Origin of the sequence: Parasutterella muris (genome assembly GCF_943193095.1) — a bacterium.
In the GTDB taxonomy this organism is placed as follows: Bacteria; Pseudomonadota; Gammaproteobacteria; order Burkholderiales; family Burkholderiaceae_F; genus Parasutterella; species Parasutterella muris.
Window position 1 is genome coordinate 57491 of sequence record NZ_CALPCV010000004.1, and the last position, 22361, is coordinate 79851.

Sequence of the window (22361 nt, forward strand, 5' to 3'; positions counted from 1 at the left end):
CAAGCGTTTCAATTAAAGAAGATGCTATTTCCTCGGAACGCCGTCAAGCCACGCCTGACCCTGATTGGGCGAATACACACTCTGCTCAATCAGATCTTCCGTACGCACAGATCCTTTAGAGAGCACTCCTGTCAGCGCTTCCGTGAGAAGCTGCGCCATCGTGACGTACCAGAACTGTCCCGCGACGGTCGGAATAAAGAGATCGTCTTTCTTCTCTAAAAGTCCAGCCCTAATCCATTGATCGGTAACGGGTTTCAGCGGTTTTTCGATTTCGACTCCGAACGCTTCTCCGATTGCTTTAAGAGAGAACGGACCGGATTCAACGCTCGAAGCCAGTGTGCGGAGCAAATACCAGTTTTCCTGAGGCTTCATCATCACAAAGACCGGTTTCTGGTCCTTCTCAACCATTTCGTTCCATTTGGAGAGCTTGCGCTCCTGCATCCAGCTGTGTCCGCTGAGTTTGCCGCCCGCGCCGCATCCGAACGGAAGACAGTCCAGAGAACCTTTGGCTAAGGAATTGTAGATATTGCGCTCTCTCGCGGTTCTTGCCCGATGCGTGTTGGTGAGACGCCGCCACTCGCCGTGCGCGGAAAACACTTCCACGCTGCGCGCAAACATATCGGCGGCTTCCGCAAGCGTTGCAGCGGGCTCCAGCAGCCCCGCCTGAATTCTCTTATTCAGAGGAGACTTTTCAAACACATTGAGCTGATAGCAGTCGACGCCGTCGATTGGAAGTTCCGAAGCGATCTTCAGATCGCTCTCCCAAGCAGTACCTTTTTGTCCGGGGAACCCAAAGAGCAGGTCGATGACGACAGCGGCCTGCCTATTCGCGGCAATCTCTTCGAGTCTGCGGATGACGCGTTCTGGCGTATCGATGCGCTGCATCTCTTTGCGAATCTTCGCGTCAAAGCTCTGTACGCCGAAAGAAAACCGGTTGACGCCCCCCTCGAGCGACGCTTCGAGCATTTCGTCCGTCATGTTATGGACTCGTCCTTCGACAGTAATTTCGCAGTCATCGGAGAGGGGAAGATATTTTTTTGCAGCGATGAGCAGCTCTTTTAATTGTTGGGGAGGAAGAGCGGTCGGAGTTCCGCCGCCAAAATATAAGGCTTTGATCGGCGCGGAGTTCTGAGCGGGGCGCCCGCTCCAAAGCGCGAATTCGCGAATGAGGTTGCGGCAGTAGCGCTCTGATTCTTCCGCGGTCCAGGGATTCTGATAGAACATGCAGAATAAGCAGCGGCTTTCGCAGAAAGGAATATGTACGTAGGCAAGCGCTTCTTTTCTGCGGGGCTCATGCGACTTCTTCTCCAGATAGTTTCGAGCAGTGCTCCAAAGCATCGGAATACCGAAAGGTCCCGAGTGGACGGTAGCCTTTGCCGGGAATGCGCGGTGCAGGGCGTCCTCTTCATTGGCAAAGTACGCATCCATATTTTTCTGTTTCATCAGAAGCTTTTTAAATAACTGAACTCCGGTTTCAAACGAGGACATCGAGCACTCCAGTGTAAGAAGTCATAAGCCGTCCGATACGGCGGTAATGACCGTTGTTTAATGCTCAGGGGCCTTTATCAAGGTCCCAAAAAAATCTGCATTCGGCAAAGGCGTTTTCCCTCGTAATCTCAGTGAGAGTCTCGGGCCGTACGCGGATTGCCTGACAATTTAGAAATTCATTCTAACGAACAAAAATCGATGCAATCGTGTATGAACTTAGGGCGGAAATAGAGCGCTATTTAGTAAAAAAATCGATAAAACAGGAGGTTATAAGACATACGGTTCAATATCTTAGGGAATACGATAATGAGAATTAATCTCGATGATGTAAATAAGTTAAACAGAAAGGCAGAAAATTGTACGTTTTTAATCACTTTTTCTAAGAATTCCCTAAGCTTGAATCTTTTTAGACGCTGCAAAGGATGGCCTTAGGGCTTTTGCTGAGAACAGGATCAAAATAAAATTATCACGTATATACAATTAGATAAATAAATTTTGTTTTATCCTGAAATGATCCGTTTCTTGGAATAACAGATGTGAAGAAAGAACGTTTGATCACCGGAACAATCGCTTTAGTTTAAGTTTTATTGGATAAATGTTTCATATTTATCCTTAAAATGTTAATAAAAGTTATATCAAATAATCAAATAGATAAATAGATGATTCGCAAATACGCCTGAGGCGGATCAGGGTTTTTGCTAATGAGAATAAGAAGCATTCAAGTAAATTTTTAGAATATGATTCGATGAATGAGAATCATTATCGATTAAATATTTAAGTTTTTGATAAGTTATGAATGCGAGAGAAGAGACGCCTCAGGTGAAACAGAAAACCGTCATCGATTTTCGTAAACCTTTCAACGCGCCGCAGGAACAGCCTTGGTTTGCCCGCGTTACCGACAACCCGATAACGGACGCTTTCCCGGAATCTATTGATATCCATCCCGGACTCGACGCTTCACCGGTTTTACCGACGGAACTTCCTTCCGTTCTCAACAGACTGACCGAGCAGCCGAGAAAACGCAGAACCGTTGCCTATATCAATGTGCCTTACTGCGAAACACGCTGCCTGTACTGCCTTTTCTATATCAAGCCTTACCGCACGAAAGAGGAAAGCGCGGCATACGCGGACACCTTAATTAAAGAGATGCAGCTCTGGGCGGATAAACCCGTTCAGAATAAAGAACCGGTGCACGCCGTCTACTTCGGAGGCGGTACGCCGACCGCGCTCGAAGCATCTGATATTCGACGCGTGCTTGAAGCCGTCAGAAAGTACCTGCCGCTCGCAAACGATTGCGAAATCACCTACGAAGGCAGATTGTCCGGATTCGGTGACGACAAGATGGAAGCTGCGATCGAAGGCGGCGCAAACCGCTTCTCGCTCGGCGTGCAGACGTTTGATACCAAAGTGCGTCAGGCGGTCGGTCGCCGCTCTTCTAAAGAAGAACTCATCCGAAGGCTTACACGCCTGATGAGCTATAGCCAGGCCGCTGTCGTGATCGACCTGATATACGGCTTCCCGTATCAAACATTGGAAACCTGGCTTGAAGATCTTCAGATTTCTAAAGATCTGGGTCTGGACGGAGTTGACTGCTATCAGCTCCGAGTCTTTGAGCGTTCTCCTCTCCACAAATACATCGCCAACGGCAAACTGCCCGCGGGGCCCGATCACGCGATGCGCGCGCGTATGTTCCGTGAGGCGGTCTTTCAGATGCGTGAAGCCGGATGGAGCCGCCTTTCAATCAGTCACTGGGCATCCAATACACGCGAAAGAAATTTCTATAACTATTACGCTAAAACTCGTACCGACTGTCTCGCTTATGGCCCTGGGGCGGGTGGAGTGATCGACGGATTCAGTTACATGCAGCATCGCGCGCCTGATGCATGGATAAAGAGCGTCGAAGAGGGCGTAAAGCCGATCGCGATGATGATGCGGCCCTCCAAAAACTGGGAACTGGGTCGAGCGGTTGCCGAGCAGATGGAGCTGAATTACTTCAACCCCTCTGCGCTTGCAAAAGAATTCTCCCCGCAGCTTAGCAAAGCTTTCGAACCGATCACAGAAAATTGGACGGAAGCCGGACTGCTGCTGCCGTTTTCTGAAAGATACGAACTGACCGTGGCCGGTCAGTTCTGGCAGGGACGGATGACGCAGCACATTCTCAACCATATTAAAAATACCAACTTATGACCTCTAAAATCCAAACTTTTAAATATTCAGCGGCAGCAGCGGCGCTGATTGCAGCATTTTCCTCGCAGGCCCAGGAAGTTCAGAAAGCGGTCGAAGTGACCGTAACCGCCGGACGCATAGAGCAGCAGCTCCTAGATGTGCCGATGAGCGTATCGGTGCTCACGCAGGAGGAAATTCGCAATTCTTCTGCGAGAAATATCGGGGAGCTCCTTTCCGATGTTCCCGGTGTTGAAGTAACCGGCGACGGCTCTCAGGGTTTAAAGCGCGTTCAGATCCGAGGTGAAGACGCGTTTCGAAGCCTAATCCTTATTGACGGACAGCGTGTCTCGGAACATAAGTCGATGTCCGGCCCGGCGCTTTTAATTGATCCTTCATCGGTTGAACGCATCGAAGTCATCAAGGGGCCGGCCTCCGTGCTCTATGGCTCAGATGCTATTGGCGGGGTGATTAATATCATCACAAAGAAGGGAGGTAAAAAGCCCTTTGAAGCAGAAGCTTCTGTCGGCTGGAATGGCGCAGGCCATGGCTGGGAAGAGTCAATTTCTTTCGGCGGAGACTATAAAGGTCTTAAGTACCGACTGAATGCCGGCTATCAGAGCCACGGCGATATCAAGACGCCGCTTGGATACCAGAACGGAACGGATTTTCGTCAGAAAAACTTAGGTGCTTTCCTGAACTACGACTTTAATGAGCATTTTACTGTCGGCATGAGTGCTGATACCTTTGACTCCGATATTAATTCTTCCAGCTGGGACTATGAGCAGGATCCGGATAATGAATTCTTCGTCCGTATTCCTAAGTGGAAACGCGATAAAGTCGCACTCTTTGCCGAAGGTAAGAATCTGACAAGCTATCTTACTAGGGTTCGTTGGGACGGCTTTTGGCAGAATAACCACAAGCAAATGCGCAATTACGTTGGAGCCTCGGTTAACACGCCGGCGTACAACATGAATGTCGTGACCGACTCTGTAGCAAATAACAAGATCCGTACGTTCGGAACGAGTCTGCAGGCGGATTGGCAGCTCGGTGACAGCAATACGCTCATCACCGGCTACGAATTTACTCAGGACTCGTTAAAGGCTTCAACGGATGCCGCCTTCACCCAGAAAATGAAGATGGGTCCCATGACAATGCTGGACACAGACTACGTCACCAACCGTTATGTAGAAGGCAAGGAAATTACTAACGCCGTGTTCGCCGCCATGGAAACCGAGTTACCCATGGATTTCACAATGAACTACGGTGTGCGCTACACATTCGTGAATTCTAAACTGACCAATGCAAGCGCTCTGCGCAACGGACACAGAACGACACCCGCGGGAACAACTAATTACGTGAATACCCCCGTGGATGATGCGGGCTCGGTCGGCAGCAACAATGAAAGCCGCCCGGTCTTCAATTTAGGCTTTATCTGGAAAGGAATTGAAGATACGTCGATTCGCGCTCAGTGGTCTCAGGGCTTCCGTGTCCCGAATCTGCAGGAGAAATTCCTGATTAACAGTATGGGCGGCGGAACGGTCTACGGCAACCCTAATCTGAAGCCGGAGAAATCCAACAATTTCGAAATCGGTGTCCGCTACAGCGGCACTTATGTCGATGCCGACTTCGCAGTTTTCTATAACCTTGCGGACGACTACATCTCGACAGAAATCCTCAGCGGCTCAGGCTCTGACGTCTATCGCTATGTGAATGCCGATAAGGCAAAGACATTCGGTGCGGAACTTTCTCTGAACTTCAAAGTGAACGAGTACATCAATCCGTATGCGTTCTTCTCTGTGATCAGAAGAAAAACCGAATGGGCAAACGGCGTTTTCACTTATGATTCCGGCACACCGGCCTTTACCGCGCGCTACGGTCTGAGAACCGATGTTCCGCTCTTTAACGGCCGCTGGACTACAGACACTTATCTGAGAAGTGCGACCGCCAAGAAGACTTACTCGGTTTCTAGCGATGAGACAACGCGTATCGCGGGCTACACAACCTTTAACTTCGCGACCGCCTATCACTTCGGACCAAAGAAGGCCTACAGCGCTAACTTTGAAGTGCTGAATATCACCAATCAGCTCTACGGCTATGAGACTTCCATTTACGAGCCCGGCCGCCGAGTGAACTTCAAACTCAGCGCTAAGTATTAACCTGAACCGGATTCATCCTGTAACTGACATGACTGATGAAATGACGTTAAACGCCGCGGCAGTCGGCCGTAAACAAAGGTTCTCCGACCGCTGGTCCGCTAAAGATCTGGTCGTTATCGGAATCTTTGCGGCTGCCGCCAAAATTTCTACTGTTTTAATCGCCATGGTGGGAGGAGGGATGAATCCTGTTTCGCTTCTGCTTAAAAACATGGTGTTCACGACACTCTTGGTCGTGATGCTCTTCAAAGTGAAACAGAGCGGAACTTTGACGCTCTTTGTGATCGTGAGCACACTCGTGAATTTCCTTCTTCTCGGAGGAAACATTACGCTTATCGTCCCGATGCTTTTTGCGGCGCTTCTCAGCGAACTCCTTATGGCCTCGGTACGTAAAGCAGGACTGCCGGGCAGTGTTTACTGGGGCGTCGGCTGCTTTGATCTGATCTGCAAATTCGGCTCTCTCGGCATTTCATACCTGATGATGCGCGAGTCGCCCGCGCTGATGGCTGTGGTGATCCCGATTGTGATCATCGGCTATGTCGGCTCACTGATCGGTCTTTGGACCGGCTATCGTTCAACTAAGGAATTAAGACATGCGGGCATCATTTGCTTCTAACCCGACATCTCCGCTCAATCGGATAGACGTGCGCGTCAAAATGCTGATCGCGGCCGCTGCCTCGATTATGACGGTGGCGATTTCTTCTGAAGCCGCTCAGTACCTGCTTTTTGCAAGCTCTTTTGTATATCTTCTTTTATTAAAACGACCGAAGATTATCGCGGTGAGTTATTGCGCCTGTATTCTGATGATGGCGCTTTCCGCGGGCTTCGGATATCTGATTTCCATTTGGTTCCCGGCAATGGGCAAGAGCATGTCGCTGTCCTCCATGCTGGTTCCGTTTCTTCGCGGTTTTACCATGCTTAACGTGGTTCTTCCGCTTGCTTTTACCGGAAGACTCCAGACCATTCTCAGCGGGCTGCAGAAACTGAGACTGTCGTTCGTTATCTATCTTCCTTCGGCGGTGATCATTCGATTTATTCCGACGTTTATGAATGACATCCGTCAGATTTGGGAGTCACTTAAAATTCGCGGCTATAAGATCAATCCGTGGACGTGCACCATTCATCCGTTTCAAACCACGCGTCTTTTATTTACGCCGCTTCTTTTCCGCGCGCTTAAAACCAGCGATGAGCTTGGCATCGCGGCTGAGCTTAAAGGTTTAAATTCCGGCTCTTCCGCGGGAAGGGCTGCCGCAGCTTCCTTCACGCGAAATGATTATCTGATCATTGTTTTAATCGTCCTGATTTGCGCGGCTGCCGCGGTTCTTCAGTTCTATTTCCCTAACTCCGCGCCGGCGGCAATGAAGTAATGATTAATTTAGACCATGTTACCTATCAGTATCCTTTCAGCTCGCGCTGCGCGCTTGAAGATATTTCTCTTAACGTCTCTGCGGGAGAAGTGGTGCTCGTGACCGGTGTTTCCGGCTGCGGCAAATCCACCCTGATTCGGCTTATTAACGGTCTTTGCCCGCATTATTACGGGGGCTCGCTCAAGGGTAGCGTCAGAGTGTGCGGGAGAGACAATAAAACGGAGAAACTCAGCGACATCTCACATCGGGTCGGAACGCTTTTTCAAAATCCGGAAAGTCAGTTCTTCGCGCTTGGCGTGGAGGAGGAAATGGCTTTTATGTCTGAGTGCCGGGGCACTGATCCCAACGAAATTGACCGAAAGATCGCTGACGCCGCAAACCGCTTCGGACTGAACTCAGTACTGAAGAACACGATTCACGAGCTTTCTCAGGGCCAGAAGCAGAAAGTTGGTTTGGCTTCTCTGATGATGGAACCTTTAAAAGTGCTGATTCTGGATGAACCGACCGGAAATCTGGATCCGGAATCGACGGAAGATTTAGCCCGAGAAGTTCAAAAGCTGAAAGAGCAGGGTACTGCGATTCTCGTTGTCGACCATCGCCTGTATTGGCTAAAGGATGTTGCGGACCGAGTGATTGTTCTTGAAAAGGGAAAAATCATCCGGGAAGGGACGTTTAATGATCTTGATCCGGCATTCCGATCGAAAGTCGGTCTTCGGGAAATCTCCGTCAAGGACTGCAGAGATACGCTTCCCGTGCCCATGAGCGCAAGCCACCCGATCCTCAGTGTGCGGGATCTGACTTTTGAATATCCCGGAAGGGCGGTCATGCGGCACTTTAATATGGAGCTGCCCAAAGGGATCTGCGGCGTTTTCGGAGAAAACGGCGCGGGTAAAACCACCTTGGCCCGCCTGCTCACCGGTCTTAATAAAGCCAAGGAAGGATCGTTCGCGATCCGAGGACAAAAACTTAATCAAAAAGAATGCTTCAGGCATGTCGCCGTAGTGCTGCAGAATGCCGATCATCAGCTTTACATGCGCACGGTCTTTGAGGAACTTCAGACGAGTCTGGAGGCGGCAGGATGCAAAGGAGGTTCTCGCGCCGCCGAAGAGCTGCTCGGCTTATTTGATCTGCAGGATCTGAAGGACAGACACCCGCATTCGCTCTCCGGCGGACAAAAGCAGCGCCTTGTGATCGCCTGCGCTTTTGCTAAAAATCCGGATGTGATTATTTTGGATGAACCGACAAGCGGGCTGGACGGCGCAAATCTGAAACGCATTGCTTCAGCTCTGAAGAGACTCTCCGACGAAGGAAAGGCGGTACTTGTGATTACGCATGACCTTGAACTGATTCAGATGGTCTGCCAAAGCGCGGTGACCTTGAAAAAACTCCCGACAACCCAAAACACGATTAATTAACTTTTTAAATTGGAAAGAAAAATGTCAGAAACAGAAAAACAGGCAAAGATTCAGGAAGTGATCCACTCGGGCCGACCCGTCACGCTTGACACGCTTGCGGCCGCCATCGGGGCCACTGCGCTCGAGGCCGCGCACGCTCTGCCGGAAGGTATGTGCACTTTCGCGCCGGGCAGCGATTTCGAAAAAGTCTGGCAGCGCATCAGTCAGTGGGAAAAGGCGACCTTTATCGTGATCGCAGGCGGGAACGTCATTGAAGTGGAATCCAAGGTCGCGGTCGGCAAATGTGCCAAGGGCTACTACAACCTGATGGGCGGAAAGGCGCCGCTTCAAGGACACTTTAAGTATGAGAATATTGCGGAGATCGGTTTTGTGACCATGCCGTTCATGGGTCGGGAAAGCCATTTTGCCGCCTTCTTTGATAAAGAAGGCCGCTGCGCCTACAGTTTCTATGTCGGCCGTGAAAAACATCAGCTGATCGAGTCGGCCAAGGAGCAGTTCCTCGCGCTCCAGGCTGAATACAAATAACGGATTAGGAGCAAAAATGAAAATCTTGACTGTCTACTCGTCCCTGACAGGCAACACTGAGAAGATTGCCAAAGCGATTTCCGAAGCGCTGCCGGGTTCGCAGCTGAAGAAACTTCCGACGGATGTTAATCCTCAGGAATATGACCTGATCTTCTGCGGATTTTGGTGTGACAAAGGTCATCCGGATGAACTGTGGGAAGAGTTTTTTAAAAACATCGGCTCGGTGCCTACAGCGGTCTTCGGAACGCTTGGCGGAGATCCTAATAGCGAGCGCGGCCGCGCGTTCGCCTCTAAAGTTTTAGAGCGTATTTCTGCGCCCAACATTCTCGGTCTCAGCTTATGGCAGGGCAAGGTTGATCCCAAGATTTTGGAAATGATGGCCAAGATGCCGGGCGCAAAACCGATGACGCCGGAGCGTAAGGCAAAACTTGAGGAAGCCGCAAAGCATCCCACGCCGCAGGATCTCAGCGAAGCCGCCGAATGGGCGATCTGCATGCTGAAAGCCGTTGAAAAATAATAAAAAACCATCGTCATGAACTTTACACAGATATACGATCTTATCGGATGTGCCGGCGTAGTTCTCTTTATCGTCGGCATCGCGGCGGTGTATATCACCGTCTGGAACATTATTTATTTGAGAGGCGTACTGCGGAGCTTTAAAGGGAGTTTCCGCGGAATGGAGAACACGACCGCAGAGCGGATTCGGCGCGCGTACGGCAAAAGCACCAATCCGCTTATCTGTATTGTTCGTGACGTCGTGACGACGCATGCGGCTCACTCTGAAGACATCCGAGCGGAGGTCGCTTATTTGTTTCATAAGAACTTTAAGCCGGTCAACAACGCGCTGACTTGGCTGAAACTGATTGCCGCGGTTTCTCCGCTGCTGGGTCTGCTCGGTACAGTCCTCGGTATGGTTCGTGTGTTCAGAGCGATCGCGGAGAACGTTTCTCCGGATCCGACAATGCTTGCGGCCGGTATTTGGACCGCTCTGGTGACAACGGTCATGGGACTTGTCGTCGCAATTCCCGCTCTGATGGCTTATTACTATCTGATGCTGCGCATTAAAGAGCTCAGAATCGAAGCGGTCGAATACAGCTACCGTTCTCTCGAATCCGCAAGGGTCGCGGCTAAGTATGAGGCGGAGCAGGCTGCAGCCTAGGAGCACCGGATGTTTGATGAATTCGATGAAGAACCCAGAATCGACCTGACGCCTCTGATTGACGTGATTTTCATGCTGGTGATTTTCTTTGTCATGACGATGACGTTCAGCAAACCGGTGCTCGACCTTGTGCTTCCGTCCGCGGACAATTCGGTTGTGCGCAAGAAAGAGGCCGAGCTGGTATTAAATGTTAAATCCGACGGGTCGATTTATCACGAAGGCGCTCCTGTCACGAAAGAGGATCTGCCGCAGTTCCTCGACGAACACCCGGACGGGATGCTGAACCTTATGATTGACGAGAAGGCGCCCTTCGAGTCGTTTGTTTCTATTGTTGATGTGGCAAAGCACAAGCGAGGGGGCCGCTTTGTCATCAGCACCAGAGCCGCGGAGTCGGTTAAATGAGATCAGTGCCGCGGGAGGATAAAAATGTCTGCAAAGCCAAACGAATCGCAAAGGTTTTAGTTCTATTGGCGTTGAGTTTCATTTTTTGGCTGATCAGAGGGCATAAAGATGAAACAGTTGTTCCGGTTCAGCCGATGCAGCTGATTGAGCTTTCCTTTGAGCAGTTTGTGCCTCCGCAGCCGACGGCCGCGCCTCAGCCGGAAAAAAACCGGCTGCTAGCGGAGGACTCAGATATAAAAACCGCTCCGGAACTGGAGCCTAAACCCGAACCTGAACCGGAACCCGTCAAGGAACCTGAGCCGATACGCGAACCGGTAAAACCGCCGGAATCGGTGAAGCCGGAGCCCGTGAAGCCTAAAAAGGCAGTGAAAAAGGAAATTCAAAAGACAGTTAAGAAGACTGTGACTCAGGATCCTCCTACTCAGTCGACGTCCGCAGCTAAAACCGAAGGCAATGAGAGTGTCAATGAGCTTAAAACACGCAATACCATTGCTTCTATGCTGGTAGCGCTCGTGGAAAAGCGCAAACGTTACCCGAAAGCGGCGAGAAGGGCCGAGATGGAAGGCGTGACGGAGGTTCTTTTTATCGTCGATAAAACCGGGAAGATAACGGCTGCTTCAGTGAGCAAGGCGAGTGGAAAAGGCCCTCTGGACCGCGAATGCGAGAGTTTGGCCGCCCGTCTCGTCGGCACTGAGCTTGGCGTACTTAATCCAGGCCTAAAGCTTACCGTTCCGATTCGTTTCACACTGAGCGACAGTTAATTTGCTTGTGAGAGGTCACAGTTAGACCGAAGACTTTCTCTCGGAGCGGTTGGGATAAGTCGGTCCCGGACAGTCGGGGCAGTTTGGGATTTGATTAGCGGAGTTTGGAGGCGCAATCCCTGAAACGGACTTGCTTTGTTAAACTGTCAAAAATTTTTCGTAGGGTGCGCTATGGATAGAATTACCATCTCTCTGGATGAAGAACTTTCTCAGGCCTTTGATAAATATGTCACTTCAGAGGGATATAAAAACCGTTCGGAAGCCATTCGGGATTTGATTCAGGAAAAGCTTCTTGAAGTTCAGCTGGATGCGGACAAGGGACGGTGCGCTGCGGTTGTCTCCTACGGTTACAACCACGAAGAGCGCAATCTGGCTCAGAGAATGGTTAAGCATCAGCACCTGCATACCGAACTTGTGGTTTCTTCTATGCACGTTCACTTAGACGAGCACAATTGCGTCGAAACGGTCGTGCTGCGCGGAGCAACGGCCGATGTTAAGGAGCTCGCAAAGAAAATGCTGTCTGAAACACACGTTGCGCACGGCGCGGTCAACTATTTAGTCGCGGACAACTCAGGCCATGTTCACGGGCATCATCACGAAGGCGAGGGCCATTCGCATTCTTAATTGTCTTTTTTTCTAAAACGAAGAGGAGCGGTTTGCGCTCCTCTTTAGTCTTATTTGTTCCGAGTTTTAAATACGTGAACAGGTGAGCGTGATGTAGCCGGCGTATACGAGCAGTAGAAGAATTCCTTGCCAGCGTGAGAATTTGGAAAGGATCATTGCCGGCACAATAGCGATTAATCCGACAAAGAGGCAGGCGGGAAGGTCGATCATGGCCATGGAAGGCGAAATCGGCAGCGGTTTTCCTGCGATAAGGGAGGAGAGCGGCATGATGAGTGTCAGATCAATAATGTTGGCGCCTAAGATATTGCCGATAGAAAGCGCTGACTGACGCTTGATAATTGCTGTAATTGTCGTGATCAGTTCGGGTAGCGATGTGCCTACCGCGACCAGAGTCACGCCGATGACACGTTCGGGGATCCCGATATGCTGAGCGATCAGGCTTCCGTTATCGACAAGGAGCTGAGCGCCGACGATTATGCCGGCAGCTCCGAAGATGAATTTTGCAGCGATGACTCCTTTACGGACATTTTCTATTTCATCTTCGCTGCGGTCTTTTTTCTGCCGCATATGATGAAGGGCGTCTCGGATATTTTCCCAGATAAAGAGAGCGAATATTGCGATTAAGGCGCAGGATATCGGGATAGAAACCTGACCGAAGAAACCGCAGAGCGCGATCAGAGCTGCGGCAGTGAGCATCAGGATCGACTTCAAAAGGTAAGTTTTACGATTAATGGCGCCCGGCATAAAGATAATAGCGAGAGCCATGATGAGTCCGATGTTCGCAGTTACACTGCCGACAGCATTTCCGATAGAAAGATCTACTTTCCCCTGAGCTGCGGCCATGCAGGATACGAGCATTTCCGGGAGGGTGGTGGCGACACTGACGATAGTCGCACCCACAATAAGTTTAGGAATACCGGTTTTTTCCGCGATCCAAGATGCGGCATCCACAAAATAGTCTCCGCCCTTGATCACAAAGATCAGGCCGAGAACGAATAGGGCGATTGTTATAGCTAATTCCATGTTATTTCAGCTTTTATGTTTATCTATTAACCGTCGGGGTGCTGAACATGGATGAAATAGACACGACCCATGAACAGCCTCCGGCCATCATGAGTCTCGTAAATTAAAGCAAGCCAGGTCTAAGACCAGGATGTTGACTTGCTGCGCAGTGCGCATACTACTCCCTCACGGAAGTGGGAATGATATATCAAAAAATAAACCGTCGTCAAAGATTTGGGGTTCAGATTTTGGTTTTCCTGACGGACTGTCAATTGTGAGTTAGCAAACGGTAGGAAAGTTTGATTACGGAAAAGATGAAGAATTTGTGCCGGAAGAGGGGGATTGATTTGAGAAGAGAGGGTGAGGCGCATCATATTTTTTTTAATTTAGGCGTCAGCAAGCGGATAATTTCCGAACTTACGGCTTAAATGTTGAAAATACTGCGCACTGAAGATAATTAAACAAGCACATAGCCCCATTAAATTCAGCAAACAAAAGTTCCAAAGAATAAACGAGCCTGTCGTGCGGTAAAAAGTTTAGCCGGGGATTTTTGATGAACGTTTTCTTCGCCCTCTGGAACAGGCGGATATATATAGGTTTTAGCGGAAGAGGAAGATTTGGCGGAAGAGGGTTTTATTCACGATGTGCCGGCGGAAAACAGTTGATGCATCCGCTTATTCGCGAGCTAATTTGTTTGAGAAAAAGCTCCCTCTGAGAGGGGATACTGAAAATCATACTTATTTTTCTATTAAAACTCGTATCTTAACGTCGCGCGTGGATTATCTCTCTCCGCAACGTTGGTACGAGGATGATCTTGTAATCAATATACAAGTCTCCTGTGTCTGCTCAGCCCTGTATAGTTTTACGCCGATCGGGAGCGTAATCGATGTCTCCGATTGGCTGTCGAGGGTCGAGAGTTACTAGGCCGAGCTGAACAAGCAATTAAATTCTGCGAGCAGAACCACAAATGAACAGCAACCTTGAATTTCGGATGTAGGCCAATCTGTGGGCCATTTTGTTTTGATCTTTGGAAATCCACATGGATATTGAGGTATTGGCGGAAGAGGTGGGATTCGAACCCACGGACGAGGATCACTCGTCGCTGGTTTTCAAGACCAGTGCATTAAACCGCTCTGCCACCCTTCCGTAAGCGGAAGCCTGAATTATACGCAAAAATCATTTGTCTGCAAGCGATGGTGGTTGCTCTGGATGTCACAGACAATAAGATTGTCTTGTGCAATGGTTGTCATCGAGGTCATAAGGTGACGTTATAAAGTTGGTGCGACAGGCCTGACATCTCAGAACTTCATAATAAAAATGTTTATTCATAACTAATATATGTGATAATCGCTTGGTAGAGTCAATCTCAACCTAAGGAGAACAAATGACTAAACGCAGAACTTTTATATCCGGCTGTCTCGTTGCCGGTTCACTTCCTTCTACAGTATTTGCCGCAGCCGGCAATGATTACGCTGATGATTTCAATATGCAGCAATATTTGAAGGAATTGGATGAGCTTATCTCTATCGATTCAAAATCCGGATATATTGAAGGCGCAAACCGGATCGCGGATATTCTTGAGAAACGCTTCAAATCGGTCGGCTGGACTGTGACAACTAAGGATTGCGAGGGCCGAGGAAAGGCGTTGGTTGCAACTAACACGCCGAATCAAAACCACTACGACGTTGTTTTGGCTATCCATTCGGATACGGTTCAACCTGTTGGAAACGCGGCAAAGTACCCTTTGACCATTAAAGACAACATCGCCCACGGTGCGGGCGTTGCCGATGATAAAAGTTCTTTAAACGCGGTTTGGTGGATTTGTAAAAAGATTCCGCCTGAAGCGCTACGTAAACTGAATATCGCTGTTGTTCTTAATCCGGGAGAAGAGTCCGGTTCTCCTGCCTCCCGCAGCTTCATGGACGAACAGGCGAAGAAAACAGATATCGCTTTAGTTTACGAACCCGGCCGCCCCGGAAACGGTTTTGTGCGATCTAGAAAAGGCTCGATGTTCTTAACTATTAACTTCCACGGAAGACCCGCACACGCAGGTAATAATCCGGAGCAGGGAAGAAATGCTATTGAGGCGATGGCTAAAGCTATTCCGGAAATTAAAGCGATTGCATCGGAATATAAAGATGTGACGCTTAATGCGGATGTAGTAAAAGGCGGGACAACGGCAAACACGATTGCAGAAGATGCGACGGTTGTGTTTGACTTCAGATTCTTTAATGATCAGACGAGAGATGCGGTACTCGATAAGATCGAAGCTCTGTGCAAGCGTGGTTTCGCACCCGATGTGACGTCAGAGCTTAAATATGTCGCTAAGAGTTCAGCCTTAGCGCATACCGATAAGTCTCAGAAAGTAATTGATTTGGTTAACAAAGCGGCTTCGGAGCTTGGACAGCCTGATCCGAAATGGATGGATGTCGGCGGAGCTTCCGACGGTAACCGTTTCTCAGGAGGCGGAGCAGCAGTCGCTTGCGCAATGGGTGTCATCGGCGGAGATCTTCATCATCCGGAAAAAGAATGGTCTGACATGTCGAGCGTTAAACCCCGAATCGCTCTTGGTCGTAAAGTGCTTGAGCTGATTGCTCAGCAGAAGTAATCATTTAATTTTGAGAGGGCTAAAATCGAGCCCTCTCAAAAACTCTCGGTTTAATTGTCACGGTCTAAAAATAGTTCATTTTTCACCCGGTGCGTTAGATATTGATGCGCCCCGAAAAAAGCACTGAACAAAACTAGGCGGTTTTTGAAGCAAGCGCCACTAACTCCATTTACGGAGTGTTTGTCACCGTACAGCCTAATTCTTTACGGGCATTGTCGCTTATCCGTGCATTTTAAATGCTCTAATTAAAGCAAGCGCCCGTATAGAGGCAGGTTGCACCGTATTTGGCGCTTCATAGGTTGAATCTGATAGGGATGCGTTGATGTCGAGCTGCACACCTGTATCCTCTGCAACTAGCGCGAGAGAAAAATCAGCCTTTAGAGCACTACTGGAATCATTCGAAACAGCTCAGCCACTAACAGAGGCAACCCAAACGCCATCGCTGCGTCTGAAACGATCAAAGCGGATCACGCTCGTGCTATTCGGAAACGCACAATCGGCGTTCGCCTATACGTCGATTGGTCCGGTTGCACGGTATCCACTGAATCAGAGTAAATATTTGATCCCGCTCTGGCTAAGAATTTGATTGTCTCCCATGCATTGGGTCGATCGCCCGGGCTTGAGTACATTTACGTAGAACAACTAAGCTGATCCGTTTCCTGTTTTAATTACTGATACGGCTCTTTTGAAATTCCTGAGTCTCAACTCAACAAAGATACTTCCCGAAATGGAAGCAGGAATGATCGATCGTTCAACTAACAGATTAAATTATCAGTATCTTTTATTGATAGATATGGAGGTGTCGTATGAAAAAGATCGTTATGGCTATTATCTCTGCTGCTTTCATTTTCTCTGTAACCGGCTGCAATACAGTTAAAGGCGTTGGCCAGGATGTCTCTAAAGTCGGTCAGGGTATTGATAATGCGGCTCAGGATGTATCCAATAAGCTTTAAGTATTTATAACTTCCGTAGCAAAGGGAAAAAATGAAAAAGCTAAGCTTTCTGGCGATTCTTGCCGCTATGATGTTTGCGTTTTCCGGTTGCAACACAATCAGTGGAATAGGTAAAGACGTTTCGGCAGTCGGCAGAAGCGTCGACCATGCTGCGACAAAGACGTCAGCAAAGATTTCTTCCAAGACAAGTTCTTCAGGCAGCTCGTCGCAGCCAGCAGAATCATCGGCTGAACCGAAGTAAATCGGTCTGATTTATGAAATTGTCGGAGCTGAAGCTCCGACAATTTCATGGTGGTATGTATTAAATACAAAAAACTCAAGCAGCTAGTTCTGAGCAGTTAAATAATCCGTTTGATGCGGGGCTTAGACTGTCATTTTATTTTTCTTTGTTTTCCCGTAGATAACGTTTTCTTCTCGGTTTATCTAAAAATTTTGCCTTGCTATTCCCTCCGGGCTGGATCATTTTTTTTACCATCTTTTTAAAAACTGTTTAACTATATTTCCGAGCTTATTGGATTAAGACGGGGTGTTTTGTAAGTTTAGTGTTCTTTAACTCTATGAAAATTGCGTAAATCACAATAAGGAGGGGTGGATTTAATATTCATTGGGTAACTTATTGTTTTAAAATTAAATAAATTTGAAATTTATTCATATTCAGTCCAAGAGTTACGTATTTTCTTTGGAGGAAGTCGATAATCAGTGTAATATGGTGGAAATCTTTTCTTACAAAGATGATTCCCTTTTACTTCCAAGGAAGACTATGAATAAAACCTATAAAGTCGTATTTAATCCTGTCACTTCGACATGGACTCCGGTGAGTGAAGTTTCCAGATCTCGTGGAAAGTCCGGTCTGAGATCTTCTCTGTCCAAGTTGGCGATTGCCGTAGCGTGCGGACTTTTTTCGGTTTCGCATGCAGCAACGTATGATGCTTCCATTTACGCGCAGTCAGGTCAAACTGTCACGGTTAATCAGCCGGCCCTGACTATATTGAAGGTACCGGTGGTGACGAGCCGATTATCGGCATTATTGCGGAGAGCGGTTCGGTCGTGAATGTTAATGCTGACATCGTTGACATGAACCTTACAGCACCGATTTCCCATACTAAGGCGATTGTTGCGGCAGGGGGCGAAGGTCCAGGTGCACAGATTAATATGGATGCGAAGCAGATTTCCATCTTTATGAATGGCGGAGGGCGCGGAGTTGAGTCAAATTGGGGCTCTTCAATTAACATGAACGCCTCTGAATCGATTTTGATTTCTACAAGAGCGAATGTAGGCAAATCATATGGAATTCTGGTTGACGGGTATGGCGGTGGCCAAGGCTCTACGCTTTCCATTCAGGCTCCGGATATTAAAGTTTCCACGTATGTGAGAGGCGAAAATGAAAACAGGATAAATGCTGTTTACCTTCGCTCTAATCAAATAAATCTCCATAGTCTTTCTCTTGGAACAGAAAACGCAAAGAATATTGCAATCGATCTGACGATTGAAAAGACTGCTCCGGAAGCCAACGCTATTAACATAACAGGAGGTTCCGCGGTTATCGGCAATAATGACGCTGCTGTGTCCATCAATGTTGTTAACAACGGTACGGAAGAAACAGCCTACGCTCGCGGAATTCAGGTTACAGGAGAAGACAGCAGTCTCACGATCAATGCATCCCGCTTGGACGTTTCGGTCACCAGTAATTTCAAACCGGTTGCCTTTAAAGTTAGTGACAACGCTGCTGTAACAGTTAATGCGCCGACTTCTATAACAGTAAGAGGCGGAAGTAATCAGGATTATGCTAGCGAAGGTATCAGAAATTCCTACTTATCGAATGGAATGTCCCCGGCTACATCAGAATTTGTATTTAATAAGTCAGTAATTGTGGATGTCTCCGCAGAACAAGGGGCACGCGGCGTATGTGTTCTCAACGGACAACCTTCCAATATTTCAACGAGACCTAATGACCACGGCGGTTTGATAACTTTCAACTCTGACCTGACTGTCTCTGCAAATAGCTCAGGGAGAAACGCCAGGGGCATTGCTCTGGACAATGATTTCTTAGACGGAACACATCCGACAACTCCGCTTGGAGACCCTGGATCAGGCGCATTCCTTGTTGTTAAAGGCAATCTTTCATCGAATGCTGTTGCTAAGAGTAATGCGGCAGCTATTGATCTCAATGACAATGCCGGTCTCACGGCTGGTTCTCTGAACCTTTCTGCCGTGTCTCAAACTGCCGGTGCTTACGGTATCAATGTTGACGGCAGTACCGGAAATGTCTACGCCAGCGGCAGTGAAATGAATATTTCCGCTGAATCCCAAGGTAATGGCGAAGAAGCTATGGCAGCGGGTGTTGCAGTTCAGGGCGGCAGTGTCACCTTAAGAGCTCCGGTTATTAATATTTCCGCCAAAGCTCCGGAAGAAGCAGCATGGGCTGTTGGCCTTGCACTTGATACAGGAGCGCATGTCAGCATTGGTCAGGAAGGCGCTAAAGTAACACTGAATTCCGTTGGCGTTGACAGTGATGCAATCTATATTGGCGATAGCGGAACAGTGGAACTTATCGGTTCCATTGATATTCCCAACGGAAATCTGGACATCGGCTACGGCGGTAGTGTTACCGTTAAAGGCGACATCGCTTTGGATGACCTCGGAAGAATCAATCCCGATGGCGGTAACGCGCTCATGATCGACGGCCAGCTCACAACGACCAGTGACCAGGTTTTCCTTAAAGCCGCAGGCGAAAGCCAGGCAACGGTCGGCGGTCTTGTCTCCGGTCTTGACGGACGGATTAACTTTGCTCCCACAGGATCGGTTCTTGTTCTTACAGATCCGGTGTTCACGATGGAATATCTGAAGAGTGCGATGGCAACATACACTCGTCCGGAAACTATTACCATGACCGGTAAAATGGTTGATCTGACCGCCGGCAACATCGGTGATCTGACCAACCCGAACCTGCCTTCGAGTACCTTAACCTGGAACAGCAGCATCACTATCACAGGCAATCAAATCAGCGGCAGCTATGCTGTGGTAGGCAACGTTGACATGGGCAACGGACAAACACTCGAAATCGACGCCGGAAAAGATAAGAATTTCACAATTACCGGTGCGGGTGGAAGTCTCATTACTTCCCTTAAGCCTACCATCGAATTGGTGATTAAGAGTGAAGGGCAGCTGCAGCTTGGCGGCTCGGAACTTACAGAAGACTCTACGCTTACCGGCAGCGTCGTTGCCCAGACTGATGCCGTTTTAAGCATCAAAGGCGCCACAGGCAAAGAGCTGACGAACTTCCACATCACCGGCAGTCTGACAGCAGATGCGAATGCACATGTCACGATCGATGACAATGCGCAGGTAAACATCTCTGATGTAGTGATCGGTAAGAACGCTCAGTTCACAATTGGTTCGCCGCAGAATAAGAGCGGATTCGGCATGCTTCTGGCATCTACACTCAAGCAGATGGGGATTCTGTTCATTGATCCGGACTGGTCTGCTAAACCCAGCCTGACGCTGGCAAACGAAGTTGAATTCGGCGCTGACTCTCAAACCGTTGTGGGTCAGAACTCTCAGCTGATCATCGGTTCTTCTGACGAAAACCTGATTGCAAACACTCTGTCAGCCAACAACCTTAAGTTTGCGGAAGACGGTATCACCGCTGCCGCTTATATTGCCAAGCCGATTAATTTAAACGGCGGCAGTTTCGTTGTTGACGGTTCTTTAAACGAGATTCCGGAAGCGGCACCCGGCTCGATGGTTATCGCAGAAAACGGCTTCCTTGGTGTAACGGCTGACAACGACTCTGCATTAGGCAAGTCGGTCTTGATTTCCGGTACAGATCTGAAGTTCGAAGAAGGCAGCTACCTGTATGTTGACCTTTCTGAAGTGACCGAAGGCGGCGATCTGCAGCTCAAGCTTGCCGACAATGTTATCGGTTTGGAAGATGTGTATCAGAACAACCATCTGCTCTTTAAGGATTCCGGACTTTGGTTTGACTTTGCGGTTCAGGACGGTGTCATTATCGCTTCCTATGATCCGATCGGCCAGATGCCTGAATTAATCGCGCCGAATGTCATGCGTGAAGCCTTGATTAGCGGCGGTGCATATTCGGATACGATCCGTGATCTGATCTCCAACTTAGGCAGCGAAGGCGCTTCCCGCGAACTCAATCGCGCAGCTGCGGCCGGTGCGGCTTCCGGAGCCCAGATTGTTGCGCTGAACGCCGGTTCCATGATCATTGATTCAGTTGAACAGCATGGTTCTCTGCTGGCTGCTTACGCACATGATAAATCCGGTGCCGATCTGTGGATTGATCTCAACAGCTCCTTCAGCAAGGCTTCTTCTTACGAAGTTGGCTCTGCCTCCTACGGTTATAAGAGTGACTTAGCCGGTGCGACAGTCGGTGTGGATTACGCATTTGGCAACGGCGCTGCCGCCGGTGTTGCGCTCAGTATCGGTACAGGTTCTCTGCGCGGCCAGAATCTTGGCTCCGGCGTCAAGAACTCTGTTAACTATCAAGGTGTGAACCTCTACGGTACATGGGCAACAGAATATGCCAACATCATCGGTTCAATCGGTTATCTGCGCACAGAAAACAAGATCTCTTCTTCTCTGAGCTCCAAGCAGAAAGTTCACGGCAACAGCTTCACAGCCGCGGTTAGAGCAGAGAAGTCTCTTGAACTGAATCCGTCGATTACGGTAACGCCTCATGTTGGAGTTCGTTATCTGCATACTGATATTGATGATGTCAAACTTGGCGTCTTCAAGTTCAGCAACAAGAAGACAAATCTTGTTCAGGTACCGTTCGGTGTTGCGTTTAATGCGAACCTCAAAGCGCCCTGCGGCGCAGAGGTTAAACCGTTCATTGATCTCACAATCGCTCCGGCGTTTGGTGATCGCAAGGTTAACAACAAGGTTGGTTATGCGGCCGGCTTAGCCAGCGATACGCTTGACACAAGAATCGCTGACAATGCGATGTATTCTGCGAAGATTGGTGTGAACGCCACTAAGGGCGCTCATTCCTTCACGCTGAATTACGGTATTGGCGGAGCTAACCACGGTCGTGTCGATCAGGCACTTCAGGCAGGTTACCGTTATTCCTTCTAATGATGTCTCCTAGTTAGTTGGAAAAAGGGCCTTAACTGCGGAAATCTGCGGTTAAGGCCCAAATTGTTTCTGAAGAAGAGACACGTCGAAGCTTTGTTTTAAGCGCAGAAGAGTGCGCGGAAAGTTATGATCAAGTTATGGATTTAAAGACAAAAAGAATGCCCGTTCTGCAGATAGTGCCGCAGAGCGGGCATTGATTCTTTTAGCGCCTAATACGGCGCGTCGGAAAAACTTCCGAGATGTTTGTACGGCGTTCGCCGCAGTGATTACTTAGTCAGAGCCGTGCAGCGGCTGTCACGCTTTTGTTCAATTTCAGACACGAAGAAGTTGCCTTCACGGTCGATATCACCGTCAACTTTTACACAAGTACCGACTTTAATTTCTGTACCGCGTCTGCTGTCAATGTGCGTGCGCTGATCAGCCGTAAAGGTCTTTCCGCCGATGACCCATGTCTGTTCCGCAGAACCGGTTGCAGGCATCTGCTCAACTCGGCCGTAGAAGCCGTCATGACCGTGCGCATAAACTGTTCCGGCGGCCATAAGAGCGATGGCGGCGGTAAAAACTGTCTTAGTTAATTTCATGGTTATTCACCTCCAAAAGTTGAGTTCAGTGTAGGTTCTTAATGGGGTAACGACGAATAACAC

Annotated in this window: 19 protein-coding genes and 1 tRNA gene; 16 read left to right on the plus strand and 4 right to left on the minus strand. The window is 48.9% G+C overall.

All coding sequences use genetic code 11. The annotated features are described in order from the left end of the window. Positions 1–24: 24 nt before the first annotated feature. Positions 25–1488 carry a heme anaerobic degradation radical SAM methyltransferase ChuW/HutW gene (gene hutW / locus NFR90_RS02565; RefSeq protein ID WP_251450419.1) on the minus strand — a complete coding sequence of 488 codons (1464 nt, stop codon included), beginning with the start codon at positions 1486–1488 and terminating at the stop codon, positions 25–27. Between the two features lie 792 nt (positions 1489–2280). Between hutW (NFR90_RS02565) and hutW (NFR90_RS02570) the strand changes: the two genes are divergently transcribed. The 11 genes from hutW (NFR90_RS02570) (at position 2281) to nikR (ending at position 12060) form a co-directional block, all read left to right on the plus strand. Beyond that, positions 2281–3675: a heme anaerobic degradation radical SAM methyltransferase ChuW/HutW gene (gene hutW / locus NFR90_RS02570; RefSeq protein WP_251450421.1), complete on the plus strand. Its 1395-nt coding sequence runs from the start codon at positions 2281–2283 to the stop codon at positions 3673–3675. Beyond that, positions 3672–5810, plus strand: a complete 2139-nt coding sequence (locus tag NFR90_RS02575; protein ID WP_251450423.1) for a TonB-dependent receptor plug domain-containing protein — start codon at positions 3672–3674, stop codon at positions 5808–5810. Before hutW (NFR90_RS02570) ends, NFR90_RS02575 begins: the two co-directional genes overlap by 4 nt. 28 nt (positions 5811–5838) lie before the next feature. Beyond that, positions 5839–6423 (plus strand): MptD family putative ECF transporter S component, encoded by a 585-nt coding sequence (locus NFR90_RS02580; RefSeq protein WP_251450425.1) that lies wholly within the window; start codon positions 5839–5841, stop codon positions 6421–6423. Continuing rightward, positions 6401–7174 carry an energy-coupling factor transporter transmembrane component T family protein gene (locus NFR90_RS02585; protein WP_251450427.1) on the plus strand — a complete coding sequence of 258 codons (774 nt, stop codon included), beginning with the start codon at positions 6401–6403 and terminating at the stop codon, positions 7172–7174. The genes NFR90_RS02580 and NFR90_RS02585 overlap by 23 nt, the downstream gene beginning before the upstream one ends. Then, positions 7174–8589 carry an ABC transporter ATP-binding protein gene (locus NFR90_RS02590; RefSeq protein ID WP_251450429.1) on the plus strand — a complete coding sequence of 472 codons (1416 nt, stop codon included), beginning with the start codon at positions 7174–7176 and terminating at the stop codon, positions 8587–8589. The genes NFR90_RS02585 and NFR90_RS02590 overlap by 1 nt, the downstream gene beginning before the upstream one ends. A gap of 21 nt (positions 8590–8610) precedes the next feature. Next, the gene (gene hutX / locus NFR90_RS02595) at positions 8611–9114 is read left to right on the plus strand and encodes a heme utilization cystosolic carrier protein HutX (protein ID WP_251450431.1); all 504 of its coding nucleotides are present in this window, start codon (positions 8611–8613) and stop codon (positions 9112–9114) included. 16 nt (positions 9115–9130) lie between these two features. Then, positions 9131–9631 carry a flavodoxin family protein gene (locus tag NFR90_RS02600; RefSeq protein WP_251450433.1) on the plus strand — a complete coding sequence of 167 codons (501 nt, stop codon included), beginning with the start codon at positions 9131–9133 and terminating at the stop codon, positions 9629–9631. Between the two features lie 15 nt (positions 9632–9646). Further along, complete coding sequence (locus NFR90_RS02605; protein WP_251450435.1) at positions 9647–10273, plus strand: MotA/TolQ/ExbB proton channel family protein; 627 nt, start codon at positions 9647–9649, stop codon at positions 10271–10273. Between the two features lie 9 nt (positions 10274–10282). After that, positions 10283–10675, plus strand: coding sequence for an ExbD/TolR family protein (locus NFR90_RS02610; RefSeq protein ID WP_251450437.1), 393 nt, complete (start codon positions 10283–10285; stop codon positions 10673–10675). Continuing rightward, positions 10672–11436 carry an energy transducer TonB gene (locus tag NFR90_RS02615; RefSeq protein ID WP_251450439.1) on the plus strand — a complete coding sequence of 255 codons (765 nt, stop codon included), beginning with the start codon at positions 10672–10674 and terminating at the stop codon, positions 11434–11436. Before NFR90_RS02610 ends, NFR90_RS02615 begins: the two co-directional genes overlap by 4 nt. Before the next feature lie 171 nt (positions 11437–11607). Beyond that, positions 11608–12060 carry a nickel-responsive transcriptional regulator NikR gene (nikR, locus tag NFR90_RS02620; RefSeq protein WP_251450441.1) on the plus strand — a complete coding sequence of 151 codons (453 nt, stop codon included), beginning with the start codon at positions 11608–11610 and terminating at the stop codon, positions 12058–12060. A 66-nt stretch (positions 12061–12126) separates the two neighbouring features. On the opposite strand, the gene NFR90_RS02625 is transcribed toward nikR, so the two are convergent. Continuing rightward, a complete protein-coding gene (locus NFR90_RS02625) occupies positions 12127–13083 on the minus strand; it encodes a calcium/sodium antiporter (protein WP_251450443.1) in 957 nt (318 codons plus the stop codon). Positions 13084–14117: 1034 nt separating this feature from the next. Beyond that, positions 14118–14208, minus strand: a tRNA-Ser gene (locus NFR90_RS02630). 238 nt (positions 14209–14446) lie between these two features. Here NFR90_RS02630 and NFR90_RS02635 point away from each other — a divergent pair. The 5 genes from NFR90_RS02635 (at position 14447) to NFR90_RS02655 (ending at position 21717) form a co-directional block, all read left to right on the plus strand. After that, the gene (locus NFR90_RS02635) at positions 14447–15670 is read left to right on the plus strand and encodes a M20/M25/M40 family metallo-hydrolase (protein ID WP_251450445.1); all 1224 of its coding nucleotides are present in this window, start codon (positions 14447–14449) and stop codon (positions 15668–15670) included. An 806-nt stretch (positions 15671–16476) separates the two neighbouring features. After that, positions 16477–16623 (plus strand): entericidin A/B family lipoprotein, encoded by a 147-nt coding sequence (locus NFR90_RS02640; protein WP_160334468.1) that lies wholly within the window; start codon positions 16477–16479, stop codon positions 16621–16623. A 31-nt stretch (positions 16624–16654) separates the two neighbouring features. Beyond that, a complete protein-coding gene (locus NFR90_RS11635) occupies positions 16655–16864 on the plus strand; it encodes an entericidin A/B family lipoprotein (protein ID WP_308645410.1) in 210 nt (69 codons plus the stop codon). Between the two features lie 519 nt (positions 16865–17383). Continuing rightward, entirely contained in the window at positions 17384–17674 is a 291-nt protein-coding gene (locus NFR90_RS11645) for an ESPR domain-containing protein (RefSeq protein WP_353848290.1), read from the plus strand. Further along, positions 17671–21717 (plus strand): autotransporter outer membrane beta-barrel domain-containing protein, encoded by a 4047-nt coding sequence (locus NFR90_RS02655; protein WP_251450455.1) that lies wholly within the window; start codon positions 17671–17673, stop codon positions 21715–21717. The genes NFR90_RS11645 and NFR90_RS02655 overlap by 4 nt, the downstream gene beginning before the upstream one ends. A 266-nt stretch (positions 21718–21983) precedes the next feature. On the opposite strand, the gene NFR90_RS02660 is transcribed toward NFR90_RS02655, so the two are convergent. After that, the gene (locus NFR90_RS02660) at positions 21984–22298 is read right to left on the minus strand and encodes a DUF5666 domain-containing protein (protein WP_251450457.1); all 315 of its coding nucleotides are present in this window, start codon (positions 22296–22298) and stop codon (positions 21984–21986) included. Between the last annotated feature and the right edge of the window lie 63 nt (positions 22299–22361).